At 46.9% G+C, this 18,950-nt stretch carries 14 protein-coding genes; 9 read left to right on the forward strand and 5 right to left on the reverse strand.

What is annotated here, in order from left to right; all coding sequences use genetic code 11:
- Positions 1–12 precede the first annotated feature (12 nt).
- From IE103_RS07735 to IE103_RS07765, 7 genes are all read left to right on the forward strand, one after another.
- On the forward strand, positions 13–1,341 hold the full coding sequence (locus IE103_RS07735) for a TldD/PmbA family protein (RefSeq protein WP_189345793.1): 1,329 nt from the start codon (positions 13–15) through the stop codon (positions 1,339–1,341).
- Positions 1,342–1,483: 142 nt separating this feature from the next.
- Positions 1,484–2,104, forward strand: a complete 621-nt coding sequence (locus IE103_RS07740) for a DUF4159 domain-containing protein (RefSeq protein ID WP_189345464.1) — start codon at positions 1,484–1,486, stop codon at positions 2,102–2,104.
- 1 nt (position 2,105) lies between these two features.
- Positions 2,106–3,110: an AAA family ATPase gene (locus IE103_RS07745; protein ID WP_189345466.1), complete on the forward strand. Its 1,005-nt coding sequence runs from the start codon at positions 2,106–2,108 to the stop codon at positions 3,108–3,110.
- Between the two features lie 44 nt (positions 3,111–3,154).
- The gene (locus IE103_RS07750) at positions 3,155–4,039 is read left to right on the forward strand and encodes a DUF58 domain-containing protein (RefSeq protein ID WP_189345468.1); all 885 of its coding nucleotides are present in this window, start codon (positions 3,155–3,157) and stop codon (positions 4,037–4,039) included.
- Positions 4,036–5,115, forward strand: coding sequence for a BatA domain-containing protein (locus tag IE103_RS07755; protein WP_189345470.1), 1,080 nt, complete (start codon positions 4,036–4,038; stop codon positions 5,113–5,115). The genes IE103_RS07750 and IE103_RS07755 overlap by 4 nt, the downstream gene beginning before the upstream one ends.
- Positions 5,099–7,312, forward strand: a complete 2,214-nt coding sequence (locus tag IE103_RS07760; RefSeq protein ID WP_189345471.1) for a hypothetical protein — start codon at positions 5,099–5,101, stop codon at positions 7,310–7,312. Before IE103_RS07755 ends, IE103_RS07760 begins: the two co-directional genes overlap by 17 nt.
- Positions 7,309–9,066: a hypothetical protein gene (locus tag IE103_RS07765; RefSeq protein ID WP_189345473.1), complete on the forward strand. Its 1,758-nt coding sequence runs from the start codon at positions 7,309–7,311 to the stop codon at positions 9,064–9,066. The genes IE103_RS07760 and IE103_RS07765 overlap by 4 nt, the downstream gene beginning before the upstream one ends.
- 163 nt (positions 9,067–9,229) lie before the next feature.
- Here the strand turns inward: IE103_RS07765 and IE103_RS07770 are convergent, their stop codons facing one another.
- Positions 9,230–10,525 carry a Xaa-Pro dipeptidase gene (locus tag IE103_RS07770; protein WP_189345475.1) on the reverse strand — a complete coding sequence of 432 codons (1,296 nt, stop codon included), beginning with the start codon at positions 10,523–10,525 and terminating at the stop codon, positions 9,230–9,232.
- A gap of 784 nt (positions 10,526–11,309) precedes the next feature.
- On the reverse strand, positions 11,310–11,519 hold the full coding sequence (locus tag IE103_RS07775) for a cold-shock protein (RefSeq protein WP_189345477.1): 210 nt from the start codon (positions 11,517–11,519) through the stop codon (positions 11,310–11,312).
- Positions 11,520–11,915: 396 nt separating this feature from the next.
- Here IE103_RS07775 and IE103_RS07780 point away from each other — a divergent pair, with 396 nt between their 5' ends.
- Positions 11,916–14,306, forward strand: coding sequence for a GspE/PulE family protein (locus IE103_RS07780; protein ID WP_189345479.1), 2,391 nt, complete (start codon positions 11,916–11,918; stop codon positions 14,304–14,306).
- 31 nt (positions 14,307–14,337) lie between these two features.
- Here IE103_RS07780 and IE103_RS07785 read toward each other — a convergent pair whose 3' ends face one another.
- The 3 genes from IE103_RS07785 to IE103_RS07795 form a co-directional block, all read right to left on the reverse strand.
- A complete protein-coding gene (locus tag IE103_RS07785; protein ID WP_189345481.1) occupies positions 14,338–14,556 on the reverse strand; it encodes a hypothetical protein in 219 nt (72 codons plus the stop codon).
- A gap of 193 nt (positions 14,557–14,749) precedes the next feature.
- A complete protein-coding gene (locus IE103_RS07790; RefSeq protein ID WP_189345483.1) occupies positions 14,750–15,637 on the reverse strand; it encodes an ion transporter in 888 nt (295 codons plus the stop codon).
- Positions 15,638–15,691: 54 nt separating this feature from the next.
- Positions 15,692–17,095, reverse strand: coding sequence for an aspartate kinase (locus tag IE103_RS07795; protein WP_189345486.1), 1,404 nt, complete (start codon positions 17,093–17,095; stop codon positions 15,692–15,694).
- 337 nt (positions 17,096–17,432) lie between these two features.
- On the opposite strand from IE103_RS07795, the gene IE103_RS07800 reads away from it, so the two are divergent.
- On the forward strand, positions 17,433–18,851 hold the full coding sequence (locus IE103_RS07800) for an FHA domain-containing protein (RefSeq protein ID WP_189345488.1): 1,419 nt from the start codon (positions 17,433–17,435) through the stop codon (positions 18,849–18,851).
- The last annotated feature ends 99 nt before the right edge of the window (positions 18,852–18,950 follow it).

An 18,950-nucleotide genomic window follows, 5' to 3' on the forward strand; every position in this document is an offset into this window, starting at 1 on the left:
AGGAAACATATGATGAAGAAAATGACTCAGGAAGAAGCAAAGCGCATCTGTGACCGTGTGATTGGGTTTTCTAAAGCAGATGAATGTCGCGTGGTAATTCAGGGCAGCCGTGCTGGCAATATTCGTTACGCGCAAAATAGTGTCTCGACCGCTGGCTTAAATCAAGATACGCAATTATCGGTCAGCGTCGCTTTTGGCAAGCGCCAAGGTACAGCGACGATCAATGAGTTTGATGATAAATCTTTGGAAAAGGCGGTGCGCCGTGCAGAAGATATCGCCCGCTTAGCGCCAGAGAATCCAGAATTCATGCCAGCAGCGAGCAAACAAGAATTCAAAGCAACGCCAACTTATTTTGAAAAAACTGCTGCAATTGATCCTGAATATCGTGCCGAAGTAGCGGCACAAAGCATCAGCCTAGCGAAGAAAAATAAGCTGATTTCAGCAGGTTTCTTCCTTGATACTTTAGGCTTTGAAGTGATTGCAAATTCGAATGGTGTGTTTGGATTTCAAGAATCGTCTAATTTGAGTTTTAGTTGCACAGCACGTACCGAAGATGGTCGTGGTTCAGGCTGGGTAACGCGTAGCGCGAATGATGTGAGTAAGTTTGATCCGCGCGAAGCGTCTGAGATTGCGATCGAAAAAGCCATGCGTTCGGTCGATGCGAAGGCATTAGAACCAGGGCGTTACACGGTGGTTCTAGAGCCAGCAGCTTCATCTGATATTTTGAATTTTATGTTCAACGCATTTGATGCGCGTCAAGCAGATGAAGGACGTAGCTTCTTGTCGAAAAAAGGTGGTGGTAATCGCCTTGGCGAGAAGATGTTCGATGAACAGGTGAATATCTGGACCGATCCCTGGAATGCTGATGCACCTGTGAGCCCATGGGATAGCGGATCCATGTTGGCGCGCGAGCCTATGTCTATGGTCAAGAATGGCAAGATTGAGTCTTTGCAGTATTCAAATTTCTGGGCCAAGAAGCAAGGCGTTGCACCGCGCGGTCGTGCAGGCAATACGATTATGTCCGGTGGTACCAAATCAACCGAAGAACTGATCGCCTCGACCAAGAAGGGTATTTTGGTGACACGCACTTGGTATATCCGTTCGGTCGATCCACAATCTTTATTGGTAACAGGTTTGACTCGCGATGGTACTTTTTACATTGAGAATGGCAAGGTCAAACATCCGGTCAAAAACTTCCGCTTCAATGAAAGCCCAGTCACGATGCTGAACAACATCGATGATTTGGGTAAGACTCAAGTGTTTGGTGATGGTCGCAAATCGGTGGTGCCAGCGATGAAGTTGCGCGATTTTAACTTCACATCTTTGTCTGATGCGGTTTAATTGAAAACGGATTGTCGTATTCAATTTGCTGTTGTGATGGGTTAGCTTAATTACAGGAACGGTGCTTGTCTTATCGTTCCTGTTTTCCGCTGATCTTGATTACATCGTCATCTCAGTCTTTGCCACTAATTTTGAAACCTGCATGTCGAATTTCGATTTCTACTTCACCCGTGTAATGTACGACTCCGGCGATTGGGATGTGGATATCCGTATGCCGAGCAATATTTTGAATTCACTGGTCGAGTACACCACCTTGCGAGTTGATACAGTAGAGCGGGTTACTGCATTGTCTGATCCCAAAATTTTGGAAGCGCCGTTTTGCTACATGGCCGGACATAAGTTAGTGCAATTGAGTGCGATAGAGCGCAAACATTTAGAACGTTATATCAAAGGTGGCGGCTTTCTATTTGTAGACGATTGCAATCACGATATCGACGGCTTGTTTGCCAAATCGTTTGAAGCCGAAATTGCACAGATTTTTGGCATCAAAGCTTTAAAGAAAATCCCAAATAATCATCCTTTGTATTCCTGCTTTTTTCGCTTCGATGGACCACCCAATACCAGTGTTGAGCTAAATGGTTGGGGCGATGATTTGGTGCATGATTATTTGAAAGCAGTTGAAATCAATGGCCGTATTCGTCTTTTGTATAGCAACAAAGATTATGGTTGCGAGTGGGATTATGATTTTCGGAACAAGCGGTTTTTAGCCGTAGATAATACGCGTTTTGCCGTGAATATTATTCAGTATGCTTTAGGAGCGTAGTATGCAGTCGAATGTGCCAGTGAGTTGGAGTGAAGCAGAAATCGCGGATTTGAGCGCCAAAGTGCATGCCCTGACCACAAGTATGTCGCAAGTGATTATTGGACAAAAGGATGTGATCGAATCTTTGGTGATTTGCTTGTTGGCGGGCGGTCATGCTTTGGTAGAAGGGGTTCCTGGATTAGGTAAGACGCTGTTAGTAAAATCCTTAGCGCAAGCGACAGATCTTGAATTTCGACGAGTTCAGTTCACACCTGATTTAATGCCATCAGATATCGTCGGTACAGAAATTTTGGAAGAAGACACCAGCACGCGACAACGCGTATTTCGTTTTCAAAAAGGGCCGGTGTTCACCCAAGTTTTATTGGCAGATGAGATTAATCGTGCGCCACCAAAGACGCAATCTGCTTTGCTAGAAGCGATGCAGGAACGCAGTGTGACTTTTGCTGGGCAAACGCATCGTTTGCCGAAACCTTTCTTTGTGCTAGCAACCCAAAATCCGATTGAGCAAGCGGGTACTTATCCTTTACCTGAGGCGCAGTTAGATCGCTTTTTATTGCGTATCGATGTTGGCTACCCAAGTGAAGACGAAGAAATGTTGATGGTAGAACGCACTACGCATGCTGGGATCGCTGATGCGGTCAGTGCGATGGATGTGCAGAGTCTGTTACGCCTACAAAGTTTGGTACGTGATATTGAAGTGGGTGAACATTTGGTACGTTATGCGACTCGCTTGATTCGAGCGACGCGCCCACAGTTGACGACGGTAGACAGTGTACGTAAGCATGTCGGTTGGGGCGCTGGTCCACGTGCTGGTCAGGCGCTGGTGTTGGCATCCAAAGCACGCGCCTTGATGCATGGACGATTAGCTGTGACACGTGAAGATATGGCGGCGATGTTATTGCCTGTGTTGGCACATCGCGTATTGCGTAATTTTGAAGCGGAAGCTGACGGTGTTGCGATTGCCGATATTTTGCTTGCGCTACGCGAGCAGATACGCGTCGAATAGTGACATCACGTTCGTCATAATAATTGAAATTCGTATGACCGCTTATGCTTGATAGCGCTTCTTTGCTGGCGCATAGCCAGGATTTAGATTTGATCGTTCGCCATGTATTGGCGGGGCTCGGTCATGGCTTGCATGCAGGACGTGAGCGTGGCGCTGGGGTAGAATTTTCTGAGTATCGCGCCTATGCGCCTGGTGATGAGTGGCGTCGTGTCGATTGGAAACTGTTGGCGCGCAATGATCGCTATTATGTACGTGAAGCCGAACGCGATAGTCATGTGGCGATTTGGTTATGGCTTGATGCCAGTGCTTCGATGTCTGAAGCGAGTTATGACCATCCGAACGTAAGCAAGCTCGATTTTGCACGGGTGATTTTTGCTTGTCTTGCTGCCGTAGCGCAACGACAGGGCGATGCGTTTGGTTTGCTGATTGCGCAAAACGGGCGATTTCAAATCACGCCAGCGGCTCGCGGTCCTCGGCAATTCCATCGCGTGATGGCGCAGCTAAAACAAACGAGCGCGGCCGGTGTTTTGCCTGATGCAGCTTTGCTCAAGGCGCAATTGCACTTTGCACGCGCACCTAGCCTGATTTTTGCGATTAGCGATTTCTTAGAGTGGCCATCGGCGTGTTCAGAAAGCTTGGTACGCTTGCGCCATATGCGACATGATGTGCGTGCCCTGTGTCTGCAAACGCGGGCTGAATGTGAAGCGGGATTTGCATCGACGCTTGCCTATGTTGATCCCGAACAAAATGCTGATCCGGTTAAATTTTCTGAAACCGCAAAGGCGGATTTCCTAGCAGCGCACATCGCACATTTTCAGCGCGTAGAACAACAGTGTCGTCAGGTAAATATTCCTTTCTTACGTGCTTGCATAGAGCAAGATGTCGGTAAGACACTCAGAGACTGGCTTAAGTTGGCAGGGCGCGCATGATGAACTTTAATCTTGGCTTGAGTCCTGCTTGGTGGTTGTTATTGCCGCTATTGATCTTACCAATCTGGTGGCTGCGCCAGCGACGTGAAACACTAGTCAGAAAAACACTCGCGACGGCAAAGTTTTTAGCCCCCGCAAAACCGCAATTGGTAAGGGTATGGCGTTGGCGTGAATGGTTATTGATGTTATTGCGTTGCCTGTTGCTGCTGATGGTGATCGTCTATTTAGCGAGTTTGTTTATCGCTTGGCGTGGCGATACCGTATTGGTAGGCGACGATCTTGATCCGCTGTGGTTGCAGCAACAGCTCAAAGAAACTGGTATGCAAAACGCTAAGCAGCGTCGTTTTTGCGCACGTACTGAATGTGATGTGCAAAGTTCGCAGCTTTTATATTGGTTGGTTGAACATCAAAAAGACTGGCAAGTCGATGCACGTATTTTGATTTTGGCGCGGGCAGGGCAGTTGGCATGGAGTGCAGAATCACCGCAGTTACTGCCTAAGACCGAAATACGGGTACAAGACTATCCGCTTAAAGCGCCAGTACGTACCCACTATATTGCATTGCGTAGCGATCATCCTGAAGTATGGCAAAGCTTGTTTCGTGCCTTTAGTGTGGCTGGCGATGGACAAGATCGCTATGTATGGCAGCAGCAAGCTGATGCCAAAACGGATTTAATCATTTGGGATAGTAATCAGTCTGTACCTAGCAATTGGCAAGCGCCGTACTGGTGGATGAAACGACCTGCAAAAGAATTGCCTAAGGATTGGATCGCGCAAAACAATCCTGCGCTAGCTGGATTGGCTTTACATCAATATCAGCGCGGAAAAGTTCGTTATTGGTTGACCGAGCAAGCAGGGCAATGGCCTATGTATAAATTAGAAGAGACGAAGCAATGGTATCGCGCCTGGCAACAAAGTCGCGCGCAACAAGTTGATTTGATCTATACCGGCATGCAATTGCCTCGTGCACAGGTCAGCCAAGCAAGTCAGCAAGAAAATACACGTCAATTATTATTACTGTGCTTGCTGGTGATTTTTGCTTTGGAGCGGATGTTAAGTCATGTCAAACGTCTCTGAATCAGTTATCAGCGAAGTGCTCACGCGCGTGTTCCAAACTTTATGGCGCACGGCTTGTCGCCATCATTTGCTGGCGTGGTTGGCCTTACTTGCACCTTGGATCATTTTGCGACAATTTGGGATCGTGATTCTAGGTCTTGCATTGATGGTTTTACATTTCTGGTGGTTGCGAAAACGACTAGTGAAAAATTGGCGTAGTTGGGCGAATGCCGATTTTCCAGAACTAGAAGATAGTATGCAATTGCTGGTGCAGTCAGAAGTTCAAGCTCAAGCGCCACAACAAAATGGGCAAGCAAATCAACGCACACAGAATGCCGCGCTAGCTGCTTTGCAAGCACAGCGCGTATTGAAGCGGCTGCCACAAGTTCTGCATCCGGTCGCTTGTCGCCATTTCATTCAACGGCATTTGTCTTTTTCGCGCCTTTGCTTGGCATGTAGTTGGATAGCTGCCGCGCTATTATTTTTTCTACCGATGTTGATGCCGTCTTTACTAGCGATGAATCAGTCAATGCCAGCGGCAGCTTCAGTAAAACCAGCGAATAAGCTCGATCTTAATGCGAGTTTGACGATGCACGTGGTGCCACCCGCCTATACCGGTTTAGTTAGCTTTGATTCTGCTCCTAAGGAATTACAAGTTCCCGAGAATAGCCTAGTCACATGGTGCATACAAACCGATCAAAACTTTGAAAAATTGCCGACTTTGAGCCTAAGTCACGGGCAGGAAATTCGCTTTACAAAAACGCAGTCACCGCTTGATCAAGATAAGGTTAAAGACAGAGCTAAAGACAAAATCAAGCTCTGTGCAAGTTGGCAAGCGAGTGAGACGGTATTTTGGCATTGGAGTGGCGATGCGGGGAAAAGCCGTACTGTATTGAAAGTGTTATTAGATCAAGCGCCACAAATCGATATTGAACAGCCAAGCGAATTGTTGCAGATTTTGGCGGCAGAAACGCGCCAAGTCAAAATCGCGCTGCGTATTGCAGACGACTATAAGATCAATCAAGCTACCATGCATATGACCTTGGCACGTGGCAGTGGTGAGAATATTCGTTTTAGTGATAGAGAATTACCTATTCCGCAAGGTAAAAATCCGCAAATTCGGCAATGGGATAAAACTTGGACCTTAACTGAGTTAGGGATGGAACCGGGTGATGAGTTGTATTTCTTTGTGCGGGCGACGGATAACGCCGATAAAAATCCGCATATTACTCGTTCTGCAACCTACACCCTGCGTCTACCAGCGCCAGAAGCGCAAGCAGAAGAAACTTCTGCCTTACCGATGTTGGCAAAACCAGAGTCATTGCGTAGTCAGCGTCAGATCATTATTGATACCGAACAATTGTTAGCAGATATCAAGGCCAATCCTAAGATGAATCCCAATTTGATTCGTAGCCGTAGCGAAACGATTGCTGGTGATCAAGGGACTTTACGCCGTCGTTACGGCAAATTCCTTGGCGAAGAATCGAGCTTATTCGGAGACGACGAGCATGCAGAAGGGCATAGCGCAGATGATGGACATGATCATGGCGATGCCGCACCACAAAATTTGGCGGCGCAGTATGGACATGCGCATGATCAAGAAGAAAATGCGACCTTGTTTGATGAAGCAACCAAGAAGATTTTGCGTCGTGCCTTAGTCGCAATGTGGGATGCCGAAAAAGCTTTGCGTGCAATCAGTCCAGCCACCGCTTTAGCGCCAGAAAACATGGCTTTAGAAGCGATCAAACAATTGCAACAAGCGGATCGGATCTATTTACACAAGGCTGCGTTTACACCGCCAGCAATCAAAGAGGACAAGCGTTTAACTGGTGATGTGTTGGATTTAAAAAATACCCAAAAGCAGCAAGACGCGGCACAGCAAATCGTTCCTGAAGAAATACAAAATTTACTGCGCGCATTGCAAAGCGAAAACGCCTTGCCAGCCTTGTGGACAACCACGGCGCGCGCTTGGTTTGCCGCGCATCTAACGAAAGAGGAACAACGCCTCGCTGCACAGGCCGCGATCTTGGATGTGGAAAACGGTTGCGCTCCATGCCGCCCAGTATTAGCGGGATGGATACGGCAGGCGATCCCGCAAGCCGAATTGATTTTGCAAGGGCGTGCTGAGTTCCAAGCAATACGCGAGAGCGGATTTGAACAGGCATGGAAAAAAATAAAGCCAAGCTCAAGTTCAAGTAAGCCAGAGGTGCAACGATGATGCATAGCTTGATTTCTTCAATGGCGCTTGAAACTTGGCAAGTCGCGCTGTGTCTGGGCGTAATGCTTGTAGTGCTATTCTCGACTTTGATGTACTGGCGACGAGCGAAGCGTAGCGATGCATTGATGCATACTGCGATCATCGCCTGTGCCGGAATTTGTTTTTGCATGATGATCATCGCGCCTAGCCTAACTTTGCAAAGCAATCCACTACGTATCGACAGTGCGAAAAGTCGTCACAGCATGGCGCAATGGGTGCAGCAAAGTCAGCATGCCGATTCCTATCAAATTCATGGTGATGGTTTGCGTTGGGCGCAATGGCAAGATTTGCCGCGCTTACCGATGCAAATCACAACAACAGCTGTTGATCCCAATTCGACCAAGCTTGACGAAGTGTTGGATTTAGATTTTCCTACGCAGCTCACACAGGGGCGAGTGTTTCAATTGAGCGTACAACGTCAACATGTTGATGGTGAATGGCGTTTGCAATTGCTAGCTGAAAATCAGCAAGTGCTAGCAGAAACGCGTGGTCGCGAGAAACGACTCAGTTTGCAATGGCTACCGCCGGCGGTGGAGCGTTTAGTATTACAAGCAAAAATACTTGATCAGCATGGTCGCGTAATCGAGCAAGGGCCAATTCCTTTAGAGGTGATCGCACCACAAAGTTTGTTGGTGCAAGCTCGCTTTGCCGCGCCGTCTTTCGATGCCAAGGTGCTCAATGCGCTGCTTAGTCAAAGTCAGGCTAAGTTAGATTGGCAAACCAAGTTAGGCAAGACGGTTACGCGATTTGAGACTGCTGCTGATGTATCAACACCAACACCAACATCATCACCAACGCAGGCGAGCACAGCTAAGCCGGATTTGTTGATACAGGATGCCGCGTATTTCGAACAGCAAAATGTTCGAGTACGTGCGCAAGTATTACAGCAAGTAGCGGCAGGTGCATCCTTAGTTATTCTTGGTGCGAACGCGAGCGATATTGGATTGTGGCGACGAGAATTAGATTTGCGTTTGCAAGCCAGCGATACAAGCAAAGAAATCATCATCGATCCTTTGATGAGCTTGAGTCCAACTGCGTGGATGCCGCAAGTCAAGTCAGATGCAAATTGGTATCAGGCTAAGGGACAAAGCTGGATGGCGCAGCGCGCTTGGGGGCAGGGGCAGATCGTATGGTTGGGTGTGGCTGATTGGCATCGTTACCAAATTAGTGCGACTAATTCTTTGCAAGTTTGGTGGCAAACTATCTTGGATCAAGCACAGGTGAAAAAAAGCTTGGATTGGGAAGTGCGGTCTGAACCAAGGATGCAGATTGTTGGTCAGCGTATGCGTCTTTGTGCGCAGGGCTTGGAACAAGCTGAGCTGGTCTTGGCAGGGCACGAGCAAGGTTTACCCTTGTTACCTGTACGTGATCATGCTGATGCCCAATGCACTGCATTTTGGCCGGAAAAGCCTGCTTGGTTAGATTGGCAAGCACGAGCAAGGACGAAGTCCGAAGTGAAATCAGCAGCAAAGCTAGTGCAAGGCAAGGACACTAGCACGCTTGCGGCTGGCGTTGTATACGTCTATCAGCCAGAAGATTGGCCGGCTTGGCAAAGAGCACAAGCACGCGCAGATACAGCAGCGATGTTGGCACTGGCCCCTGTGGTCGCCGATAACACCAAGGTTTTGCGTCGTAGCTTACCGACTTGGCCTTGGGCCTTGGGTTTGCTGGCAGCGATGCTATTACTATGGTGGCGCGAGCAGCGAGATAAATAAACCACTCATGGAAGCTCAATGTGAACTCACAGTCAGTTCGAAGTAAGCTCAAAGTAAGCTCAAAGACAGACAGTAAGAATCAAAAAAAAAAGCGAGACGGCTGTTGATAGTCATCTCGCTTTTTTGATGCGTGCTAGTTGTTACTGCGGCTTGTTAAGGCATTTTATTTTTGCTGTGCCTTGACGATTTTTCCGCCTTTGATGACTACCGCGACATTTTCTAAAACGCGCACGTCTTTGCTTGGATCGCCAGCAACTGCCACAATATCGGCAAAACGACCCGCTTCGATAATGCCCACGTCTTTGCTCGCCAATGCTTCTGCCGCATTGATCGTTGCTGCTTGAATCGCTTGCACTGGCGTCATGCCATACTTGACCATGGTCGCAAATTGTTTGGCGTTTTCACCATGCGGATAGATACCAGCGTCTGTGCCATAAACCATTTTGACACCTGCCGCGTGCGCACGACGGAAACCTTCGCGTTGTACATCAGCGACTTCACGGTCTTTACGCAGATTGTCTTCCATCACACCATTCTTCTTACCTTCAGATTGGGTGTAATCCGTATTGTAGATATCCATCGACAGATAAGTGCCATGTTTTTTTGCGAGTGCGATACCTTCGTCATCAATCAAACTTGCGTGTTCTATCGTATCGATACCAGCGCGAATCGCATCTTTAATACCTGAAGTGCCATGCGCGTGTGCGGCGACACGTATGCCCCATTGATGTGCTTCTTCCGCAATCGCGGTCATTTCTTTCAAGCTCATTTGCTGTTGACCAGGCTCGGTATTGTGCGAGAACACACCGCCAGTTGCACAGATTTTGATGACTTGCGCACCGTGTTTGCGAATTTCGCGTACACGTTTGCGACCTTCTTCCGGACTATCTGCATTAAATGGACTTTGTTGATTCATTGAAGGCGGGAAGAAGGTCGAATCACAGTGTCCACCTGTCGCGCCAAATGAATAGGCCGCGGCAACAATGCGTGGTCCCGGTACTTTTCCTTCATCAATCGCTTGGCGCAAACCAATATCATTCCATGCGTCTGAACCTAGCGTACGTACCGTTGTAAAGCCGGCTTCTAGAGTACGACTTGCATGTGGCACGTTCAGCATCGACCAAAAGCGATCGTTGTATTGCAAACTACTGTAGCCACCATAAGTTGGATCTGTATCTAAATGCACATGCATGTCGATTAAGCCTGGCACGATAGTCATACCGGCGAGATCGATTTTTTGTACTTTGCTGTCGGCACCACTCGCATTTTGTTTGACGCTAATGATGCGCCCATCACGAACCAAGATATGTGGATTCGCAATCATTTTGCCTGTTCTGACATCCAGCATTTGGCGTGCTGTGATCAGCGTGTCCGCAACGTCGACCTTATCTGAAGCGAGCACAGGAGCGCTCATGCAAAATGCAGCTGTGACGAGGGCGGAACAAATAGTTTTTTTCATTCGATACTCCGAGTTTGATGTAATTGCCTGTTTGCTTTGTAAGGGGGGGAGAAGGGATTTTCAGGCAGCCGCTCAGTATCGTACTTAGACCTGTGGTGGTCAAACGAGAATTGCAAAAATGATGCTCATGACCAACATTTTGCGTCGAAATTTGAACCCATTTGAAATTCTATTTGTAAAAAGCAAAAAGCCCACCAAAGGCGGGCTCTTCATGCATTGCGATAATTCATTAACAACCAGGGCTATCTGCCAAGTGCCATTAAGTTTCCGACACCCATGCTATCTGCGTGGTGTGCGTTCGGAATTATGCTGCCGTAGTTGTTTGATCATACAGCTACGGTGCAAAGTACAAATTATTTGCAGCAAATATTTGTGTTTGACGAATCATCGTCAAATCACAAAGTACACAAATCAGCCTATTATTTTGCGAAATTTTAGCCTTGCCTGATGCGTCCTATTGCGCCAAGCACGAATGATGGCGGCATCTGGAGTTTCATCACGCCTGATTAAACCATTTTCTATCACCCCATGCTATCTGCAAGTTGGCTTTAGCCGATTAGAACCAGTTTGTGCAGTCTGTCTGTCGGCTTTGTGGTCCGACCTACTTTGACTCTTTGCGGTTTGAATGTGGGTGTGAATCTAAATTAAATTCACCCATGCTATCTGCGTGGTGTAAATTCTTTTTAGCTGCCGCACCTAAGGGATTTCCCTCGATGCTGACCTGCATTCGCTTTGATGCGATATGTGAACATAGCGCATCAAATTTGCTTAGATTTTGTAGCGATTACAAAATCTGAATATTGCTAGCTTTATCGCCTTTAGGACTTGCACTGCGTTCGAAAGAAACGCGTTGATTTTCCGACAGGCTTTTGAAACCAGAAGATTGAATGTCTTGAAAGTGAGCGAATAAATCCGCGCCACCCGCGTCAGGTGTGATGAAGCCGAAGCCCTTAGCATCGTTGAACCATTTGACGATTCCAGTTTGAGTAGTCATTTTATTTCCTTTAATTTGATGGCTGCACTCATCGCGCTAAATACGATCAGGCGAGAAAATACGGCCGATAGGCAACATTGCCTGTTAGGCACTTAAAACCAAGAGATGAAACCGAAGGAGATAAAACAGAACGACTAGAAAAGAACAGCCATGCGGAATTGGGACCAACAATATTACGACCTGATGCAAGTACGAGACGGAATATACATGCTTTATCCAAAATCACCTAATCTTTTTTTTGTTATGAAAAAATCAGTGCTCATGGACTAAGTAGATTGGCGATTGTGTTGCAGATGCGTCGAAAGCATGCGTTCTTATTTTTTCAATATGATTTTATTGAGTGATAATGCGATCATGCAGCATCGTTGATTTCCGCTTTGATGAAAGAAGGAAAATATGCAGGTGAAGCCCAATAACAGTGTCGATAGTGTAGCTTCGGTAGCTAAGGTAGCTAACGAGAACAGCGCAACCCAACGTTTGATTTTCTTTAAACGATTACAAACCTTAACCAATAAGATTCACGCGAGTAATACCGTTGATCAAATTGTGTCGGATTTACTGACCGATATTTGTGACTTGTTTGATTGCGATCGTCTGACTATTTACATGGTGGCTCCTGATGGTAGTAACTTGATTTCTAAAGTCAAAAAAGGACTCAACTCATTCAAAGATATACGCTTGCCGATTTCCGACCAGAGTATCGCTGGATACGTCGCGTTGAATCGAGAAGTGCTGTGTATTAATGATGTTTATGATGAAGCTGAATTGCGAGCTATTTCGCCAGATTTGCATTTCCAAAAAGCGATTGATCAACGCACTGGTTATCGTACCAAAGAGATGTTAGTTGCTCCGATTATCGATGCCGCAAAAGGTGATTTACTAGGTGCAATCCAGTTCATCAATAGTCGTCATGGCACCAGTTTTAATGCGATTGCACAAGAAGGTGTGCGTGAGTTGTGCGAAACCTTGGCGATCGCTTTTGCGCAAAAGAACAAACCGCTGCCAATTCCGCCATCGAAATTGAATGGTTTGGTGTCTGATGGCATTTTATCTTTGCCTGAATTTGAATTGGCAATCAGCGCGGCACGCAAGAAACAAGCCGATTTAGAAGATATTTTGATCGATGAATTTCAGGTTCCTGTTGTGAAAGTCGGCTTGGCGTTGGCGAAGTTTTTTGGTGTGCCTTATGAGGCTTGGCAAGAAGGACGTGTGGTTGATGTAGAGTTGGTCAAAAAGTTGAAGCGTCAATATGTTGAAGAGAATAACTGGTTGCCGATTTCCGAGGATAAGAGCGGCATGACGATACTGGCCTTAGATCCAGAAAAAGTGAAAACCACGCGTGTCGTGAATTTGATTTTTCCTAGTGCGCGTTTACTGTTTAAGGTCACAACCAAGCGCGAATTCAAGCTTACGGTAGATCAGTTTTTTGGACAAAGCGCAGATAGTACCAGCGTCGGAGAATTGTTATCTGGCATGGAAACTGACGAGGATGACAACGCGGGCGGCAATCAAGAAGTGTCTGCGGCAGTCGAAAATGAATTAGTCAAATTACTTAATAAAATCATCGTCGATGCATATCAACAAGGTGCTTCAGATATCCATATCGAACCACGTCCAGGTAAAGAAAAAACCTTGATTCGTTTCCGTAAAGACGGTTCTTTGTCACCATATATTGAAATTCCCGCGAGTTATCGCAATGCCTTGTTGGCGCGCATCAAGATCATGTGCGATTTGGATATTTCAGAAAAACGTAAGCCACAAGACGGCAAAATTAAATTCAAAAAATATGGGCCGCTAGATATTGAATTAAGGGTTGCTACGATCCCTTCCGCCGCTGGCATGGAAGACGTGGTGATGCGTATTTTGGCGGCAGGCGAACCGATTCCTTTGGATAAGCTTGGTGTCTTGCCGCACAATCTGCGACGCTTGAAAGAAGTAGTCGAAAAACCTTATGGCATTTTCTTTGTGTGTGGCCCCACTGGCTCTGGTAAGACTACAACTTTGCATTCGGTTTTGCATTATTTAAATCGACCAGAAACGAAAATTTGGACGGCCGAAGATCCGGTTGAAATCACCCAAAAAGGGTTGCGCCAAGTACAAGTGAATCGTAAGGCGGGGATGGATTTTGCAACGGTGATGCGGGCATTTTTGCGTGCAGATCCCGATGTCATTATGGTCGGTGAAATGCGCGATAAAGAGACAGTTTCTATCGGGCTAGAAGCCTCCTTGACTGGGCATCTTGTGTTTGCAACGCTACATACAAACAGCGCACCTGAATCGATTATTCGTTTGCTTGATATGGGCATGGACCCCTTCAATTTTGCCGACGCACTATTGGGTATTTTGGCGCAGCGTTTGGCCAAGCGTTTATGTAATCAGTGCAAAGTCGCCTATCAGCCGACACAAGAGGAATTGCTCAGTTTATTGAATGAGTATTGCGCGGAATTATTGGCCACTTCTGCGTTCCAACAAAATGCAGAGGCGGCCAAACGGCAAGTGTTTCAACAATGGTCTAAGGATTATGCTGATGCCAAAGGACAATTTACTTTATATCGTCCTCAAGGTTGCGATAAGTGTGTGAATGGCTATAAAGGCAGAATCGGCTTGCATGAGTTGATGGTGGGTACTGATCCGGTCAAGAAGCTAATTCAAGAGCATGCGCGCGTCGCACAATTATTTACTGCGGCTCTAGAAGATGGCATGTTGACTTTGAAAATGGATGGCATAGAAAAAGTCTTGTCAGGCATTACCGACATGAAGCAAGTCAGGGTAGTTTGTATCAAATAACTTGCCGTGATCAGCGCTGACTACTTGATCACTAAGACTTGTCTTTGTCAGACTTAATTAACGTACCGTTTGCTGCGCCGTTTGTAGATTTATCAGCCGATGTTATCGCATCATTTGCGTTTTCTTCTGGATTGGCAACCAAAGGCGGTAGTTTTTTATTGATCAGTGGGAGGTTGTGGCGTTCGCTGCCATCTGCTTGTACCGCCTGTTGTGCCGAAAGCCAATCGCCATTGTCTTTGTTTGAAGTCATGTTGTGCCCCGATTTGGTGAATACCAAGAAAGATAAACAGCGCTCAGCATAATCTGGAGATAGACATGATTCAAAAAAAACGCGAGATTCTTTGCCTTTGCGCAAACCTTGATTCGCTGCAGACTTTCTTGAGTATCTAGATACTCAAGTATCAAAGCACCAAAGTACCAAAATACCTAAAGTAAGCGAAGGCTTAGCTGATCTTGGCAGCGGCTTCACTTTGATATGCAGGCAGGCGCGCACCGCAGTGTTGACAGAAGTTAGCGTCAGCCGCGTGACCTTCGCTTAAACATTCTTGGCAAGTGCGGGTTGTTGGTGTGCTCATAAAATGACGACGTTGTGCGGTCATTTCGGCAGTAACAATCCCGGTTGGAACTGCCAGTACGCCCCAGCCCATTAGCATCATTGTTGAGGCGATGAAGCGTCCCAGATCGGTCTTCGGCGTGATATCGCCAAAGCCCACAGTGGTCATGGTGGTGATCGCCCAGTAAATACTGGCAGGAATGCTGGTGTAGCCATGTGCTGGTCCTTCAACCGCGTACATTACTGTGCCCATAATCACGACGACCATTAAGACCACCGATAAAAAGACCAAAATCTTACGAGCACTGGCACGTAGCGCTAAACCCAGCGTGGTAAATTCAGTCAAATAAGCGGTCAATTTGAAGATGCGGAAAATACGCAGTAAGCGCAACACACGTACATCCACCAACACATATACTTCAGGGAAAAATAAAGCCAAATAGCTAGGTAGCATCGCCAGTAAATCGACGATGCCAAAAAAACTTAATGCATAGCGCATTGGATATTTTACGCATGCCAGCCGAGCGACATATTCAAGTGTGAAGAGCGCGGTGAAGCCAATTTCTACCCAACTAAAGACTGCTGAATACTTCGCATTTATCGTGGCGACACTGCCCAACATCACAAATAAAACACTCAATAAAATAGCGATAATCAGGACGATATCAAAACTGCGCCCAGCTCTTGTATCAGCCTCAAAAATAATCGTGTACAAACGTAAACGCCAACCATCTAAGGGACGTCCTAAGCTGGTGTCGGCAGGATTACGTTGTTCCATTGAGGTCTCTTCTGTAAAAATGAGCAAAAAGTAAGTGAAATCGCTTGTTTGAAGTCAGGCGCCAAAAAACTCGGCGTGTACCGCTTGTAAAGCGAGCTTGGTGTCGTCTTGATGCACTAGCATGTAGGCTGCGACTTCGCTCGCACCAGCCGCCGCCAAACATACCCGAACACCGCTCGCAATCGCTGCAGATAAAGCACGGCTGGCAATGGCGCTGCCAACATCTGAGGCTTCTAGTACGCCATCGCCGACTACCGCGACAATCGCGACTTCAGCATTGCGCGATACTTCGACCACTCCGGCTAAATGGTGCTCTGCTAATGCTGCATATGCTGCATCTAAATGATCGCGTGCGAGCAAAATATTGATTGCTGTTTGTGCCGTCAATACACTCTTGATATTGATGCCGAGACTGTCGAGCTGATTGGTGACGCGCGCTAAGATGCCGGCTTTAAAACCAACGCCGGGGCCGTGTAATTTTAAGATGGCGACATCATCGGTGGACGTCACACTTTTCACCACATCTTTGGTCACTTTGCGTTGTCCGTTAATGATCGTGTAGGGCTGTAAGCCGCGCTCAGGTTTAGTAATGTTCAAGATACGAATCGGAATGTCTTGGTCAAATAAGGGTTCGACAGTGCGAGGATGCAAAATTTTCGCGCCGAAGTACGATAATTCTGCTGCTTCTAAATAATTTAATTGCGCAATCGAACGTGGCGTTGTCACGGTTCCTGGATCAGCACTCAAAAAGCCATCGACATCTTTCCACACATCGAGTGATTCTGCAGCTATGCAGCAAGCAATCGAGGCTGCCGAATAATCGGAACCACCGCGTCCGAACAGGGTTGCCTTGCCATCACGATCGACTCCGTAAAAGCCGGGCACCACCACCACGCCGTCGCCTGCCAGTGCTTGCGCTACTGACTGTTTGCTAGCAGCAAAATCACAAGCAGAATTACCAAATACGCCATCCGTAATTAAGCCTATGTCTTCTGGCAAAGCTTCGCGCGCTTGGATGCCGCGGCTTTGCAATACTTCGGTCAATAACAAACTGGATAAGCGTTCACCGTAACTGAGTATCGCATCGTAGACAAAAGTCGGAACATCTCCGATGCAGTGAATGCCGGTCAAATAGCGATCTAATTGATCGATCCGCACCGCCAAGGCTTGTTCAATACGCTCGCGTTGTGCTTGGTCGGCAACGTTTGCCTCGATCAGTTCACGCTTCAAACGTCGTAAATGTTGTGTGTAACTTTGACTCTCCGCCAAGGCTGCTTTGGTACCCGCGCCTTCTTTGGCAGCTTGTACGCAAGTAATCAAGGCGTTGGTGATGCCGTAAAAAGCCGATACCACCAAGATTAAAGGACGCTGATAGGTTTGCACGACGTTAACAATACGATCAATGTCTTGTGGCTTGCGTAAATTCGAGCCGCCAAATTTCACAACGATTTTTTTCATTCTGTTTCCGGTCTGAGAGAGTGCGCCAAGCGTTTTTGTGGATGGCAGTTGGTTGAATGTGCGCGACTTTTATTATTTGTTTTATCAGGACTTTGCACAAATCGAGAGGCGGCTAGGTTACTGCACTGTGCTCTGCTGGTCAATCCGTAGACTTGATTAATTAATACGATTTTGATGCAGTGCTTTGCTAATTGGGCTAGAAATCCCGCTCTGTTCTGCTGATATATCAAAGCGCGGAAGGAATATAGTAAAAGAAATCCAGTGAACAAGCTTTGTAAGTTGAGTTTAAGCCTAACAAGCCCTATTGAATTAAATATTAAATTGAAATTTGTGCAAAATGAATCTAACTCCGCAAGCGAATCCGTGGCAAAGCCAGTCAGTACCGATCTGTGCGAATACGGTACAGCGGTATTTGCGCTTTAGCGGCTATGATCCGCGTGCGGCTGGTGGACGGCAAACGCTAAAATTAGAATTGCCGGAGGATTTTGAGCGCAGCGTGCAGCAACTGAGTTTAAGCTGCCATTCGGAATTACTTACACAATCGCATGCACATTCAACCCTACTATCTCGTTCACTCATTGCGAGCTCGCATAGTTTGACGCGTAGTCCGGCGGGCTTATGGCCGCCATTGCTCTTAAGTTTTTCTACCAAAGCACGTGAGCATGGTCAGTATCCATTAGAGATTCGTATCAGCTACAAAGACGCGGCTGGCGATGCGCATTTATGGATTTGCACCAGTACGATTTTGTTGCCAAGAGCGAACGCCAGCTTGAGTGAAATTCATCAAGTCTTTTTAGCGACACACAAAAACTACCGCGTCCATGCAGAGGATGGCGCGATTGCGCGCTTACAAGGTTTGCCACAAGGTAGCATTGCTACACCGATCAACTGTGATGTAGATATTTATGCTAAGGATGCGGCAATCGCGCAGCTTGATTTGCTGGCTTCCACAAACGGACTGAATCAACCAGGACAGCACGCAGTTGGATTATCTAGTCTTGCTTGGCATGAATTGCTGATGGAAGTGGAAGTACCAAGTTCGCTTAATTTGATGCAAGTGGCTTTACCGACCACGAGTGCTGAATCAAATCCAACTGACGTTGTGACTGAATCGACTAGCGCTACTGCGATCACATCTGCCAATTTAATCGCGAAATCTGATGCACATGCGATCCCGATTCGTTTGTTGGCAAAGCAGGAATGGTACTTGGGGCGTTATAAGGATTTTGCTGCTAAGCCAAGCGCTGATATTTGTTTGCAATATCAGCCACAAGCTGATCAAGATGCGACATTAGGCAAACGCATCAGCCATCGTCATGCGATTATTCAACGACACGGCGGGCGGGTGCATATCACTGACATTTCGCGTTACGGCATTTTGTTAGATGGCGTTATTTTGGAGAAGCATCAAGCGATGCCGTTGTTGCAAGGTGCGCATGTGGAGTTTTGCGCGAGTTTCAAAGGATTGGTCGAATTGCGAGTCGCGGCGATTTTGCCGCATGCGGTGGTATTGCACAGATTGGTGCGCGGCAAGCTAGTTGAATTGTTTTATTTACTCAATCCCGAGCAACGACCAGAAGTGGGGAACTTGCCTGCAATGCTGCAAGGGCATAGCCTATTTTTCCATCGTCACGGACAATTTTGGCATCACGATGCACTGAGTTTGCAAGATCGGGTGCTGGCTTCATCGACTGATCTGGCGGAACTTCATCCTAATCTGGCTAGCTATCGTTTTGAGTTGGCTACTAAGGTATAACTTAGTTATAACTAAGGTGCTAAGTAAGTGCTACGAAAGTGTTAATCAAGTGCCGCAGCTTACGCACATTCCATAATCCTGATTTGACGGGTTTTTCAC

The sequence above is a fragment of the Affinundibacterium macrobrachii genome (assembly GCF_014652415.1).
Classification (GTDB): Bacteria; Pseudomonadota; Gammaproteobacteria; order Burkholderiales; family Burkholderiaceae_D; genus Undibacterium; species Undibacterium macrobrachii.

Coding starts and splice junctions, on each gene's coding strand:
- IE103_RS07735 (WP_189345793.1), top strand. CDS start 13: ATGAAGAAAATGACTCAGGAAGAAGCAAAGCGCATCTGTGACCGTGTG.
- IE103_RS07740 (WP_189345464.1), top strand. CDS start 1,484: ATGTCGAATTTCGATTTCTACTTCACCCGTGTAATGTACGACTCCGGC.
- IE103_RS07745 (WP_189345466.1), top strand. CDS start 2,106: ATGCAGTCGAATGTGCCAGTGAGTTGGAGTGAAGCAGAAATCGCGGAT.
- IE103_RS07750 (WP_189345468.1), top strand. CDS start 3,155: ATGCTTGATAGCGCTTCTTTGCTGGCGCATAGCCAGGATTTAGATTTG.
- IE103_RS07755 (WP_189345470.1), top strand. CDS start 4,036: ATGATGAACTTTAATCTTGGCTTGAGTCCTGCTTGGTGGTTGTTATTG.
- IE103_RS07760 (WP_189345471.1), top strand. CDS start 5,099: ATGTCAAACGTCTCTGAATCAGTTATCAGCGAAGTGCTCACGCGCGTG.
- IE103_RS07765 (WP_189345473.1), top strand. CDS start 7,309: ATGATGCATAGCTTGATTTCTTCAATGGCGCTTGAAACTTGGCAAGTC.
- IE103_RS07770 (WP_189345475.1), bottom strand. CDS start 10,525: ATGAAAAAAACTATTTGTTCCGCCCTCGTCACAGCTGCATTTTGCATG.
- IE103_RS07775 (WP_189345477.1), bottom strand. CDS start 11,519: ATGACTACTCAAACTGGAATCGTCAAATGGTTCAACGATGCTAAGGGC.
- IE103_RS07780 (WP_189345479.1), top strand. CDS start 11,916: ATGCAGGTGAAGCCCAATAACAGTGTCGATAGTGTAGCTTCGGTAGCT.
- IE103_RS07785 (WP_189345481.1), bottom strand. CDS start 14,556: ATGACTTCAAACAAAGACAATGGCGATTGGCTTTCGGCACAACAGGCG.
- IE103_RS07790 (WP_189345483.1), bottom strand. CDS start 15,637: ATGGAACAACGTAATCCTGCCGACACCAGCTTAGGACGTCCCTTAGAT.
- IE103_RS07795 (WP_189345486.1), bottom strand. CDS start 17,095: ATGAAAAAAATCGTTGTGAAATTTGGCGGCTCGAATTTACGCAAGCCA.
- IE103_RS07800 (WP_189345488.1), top strand. CDS start 17,433: ATGAATCTAACTCCGCAAGCGAATCCGTGGCAAAGCCAGTCAGTACCG.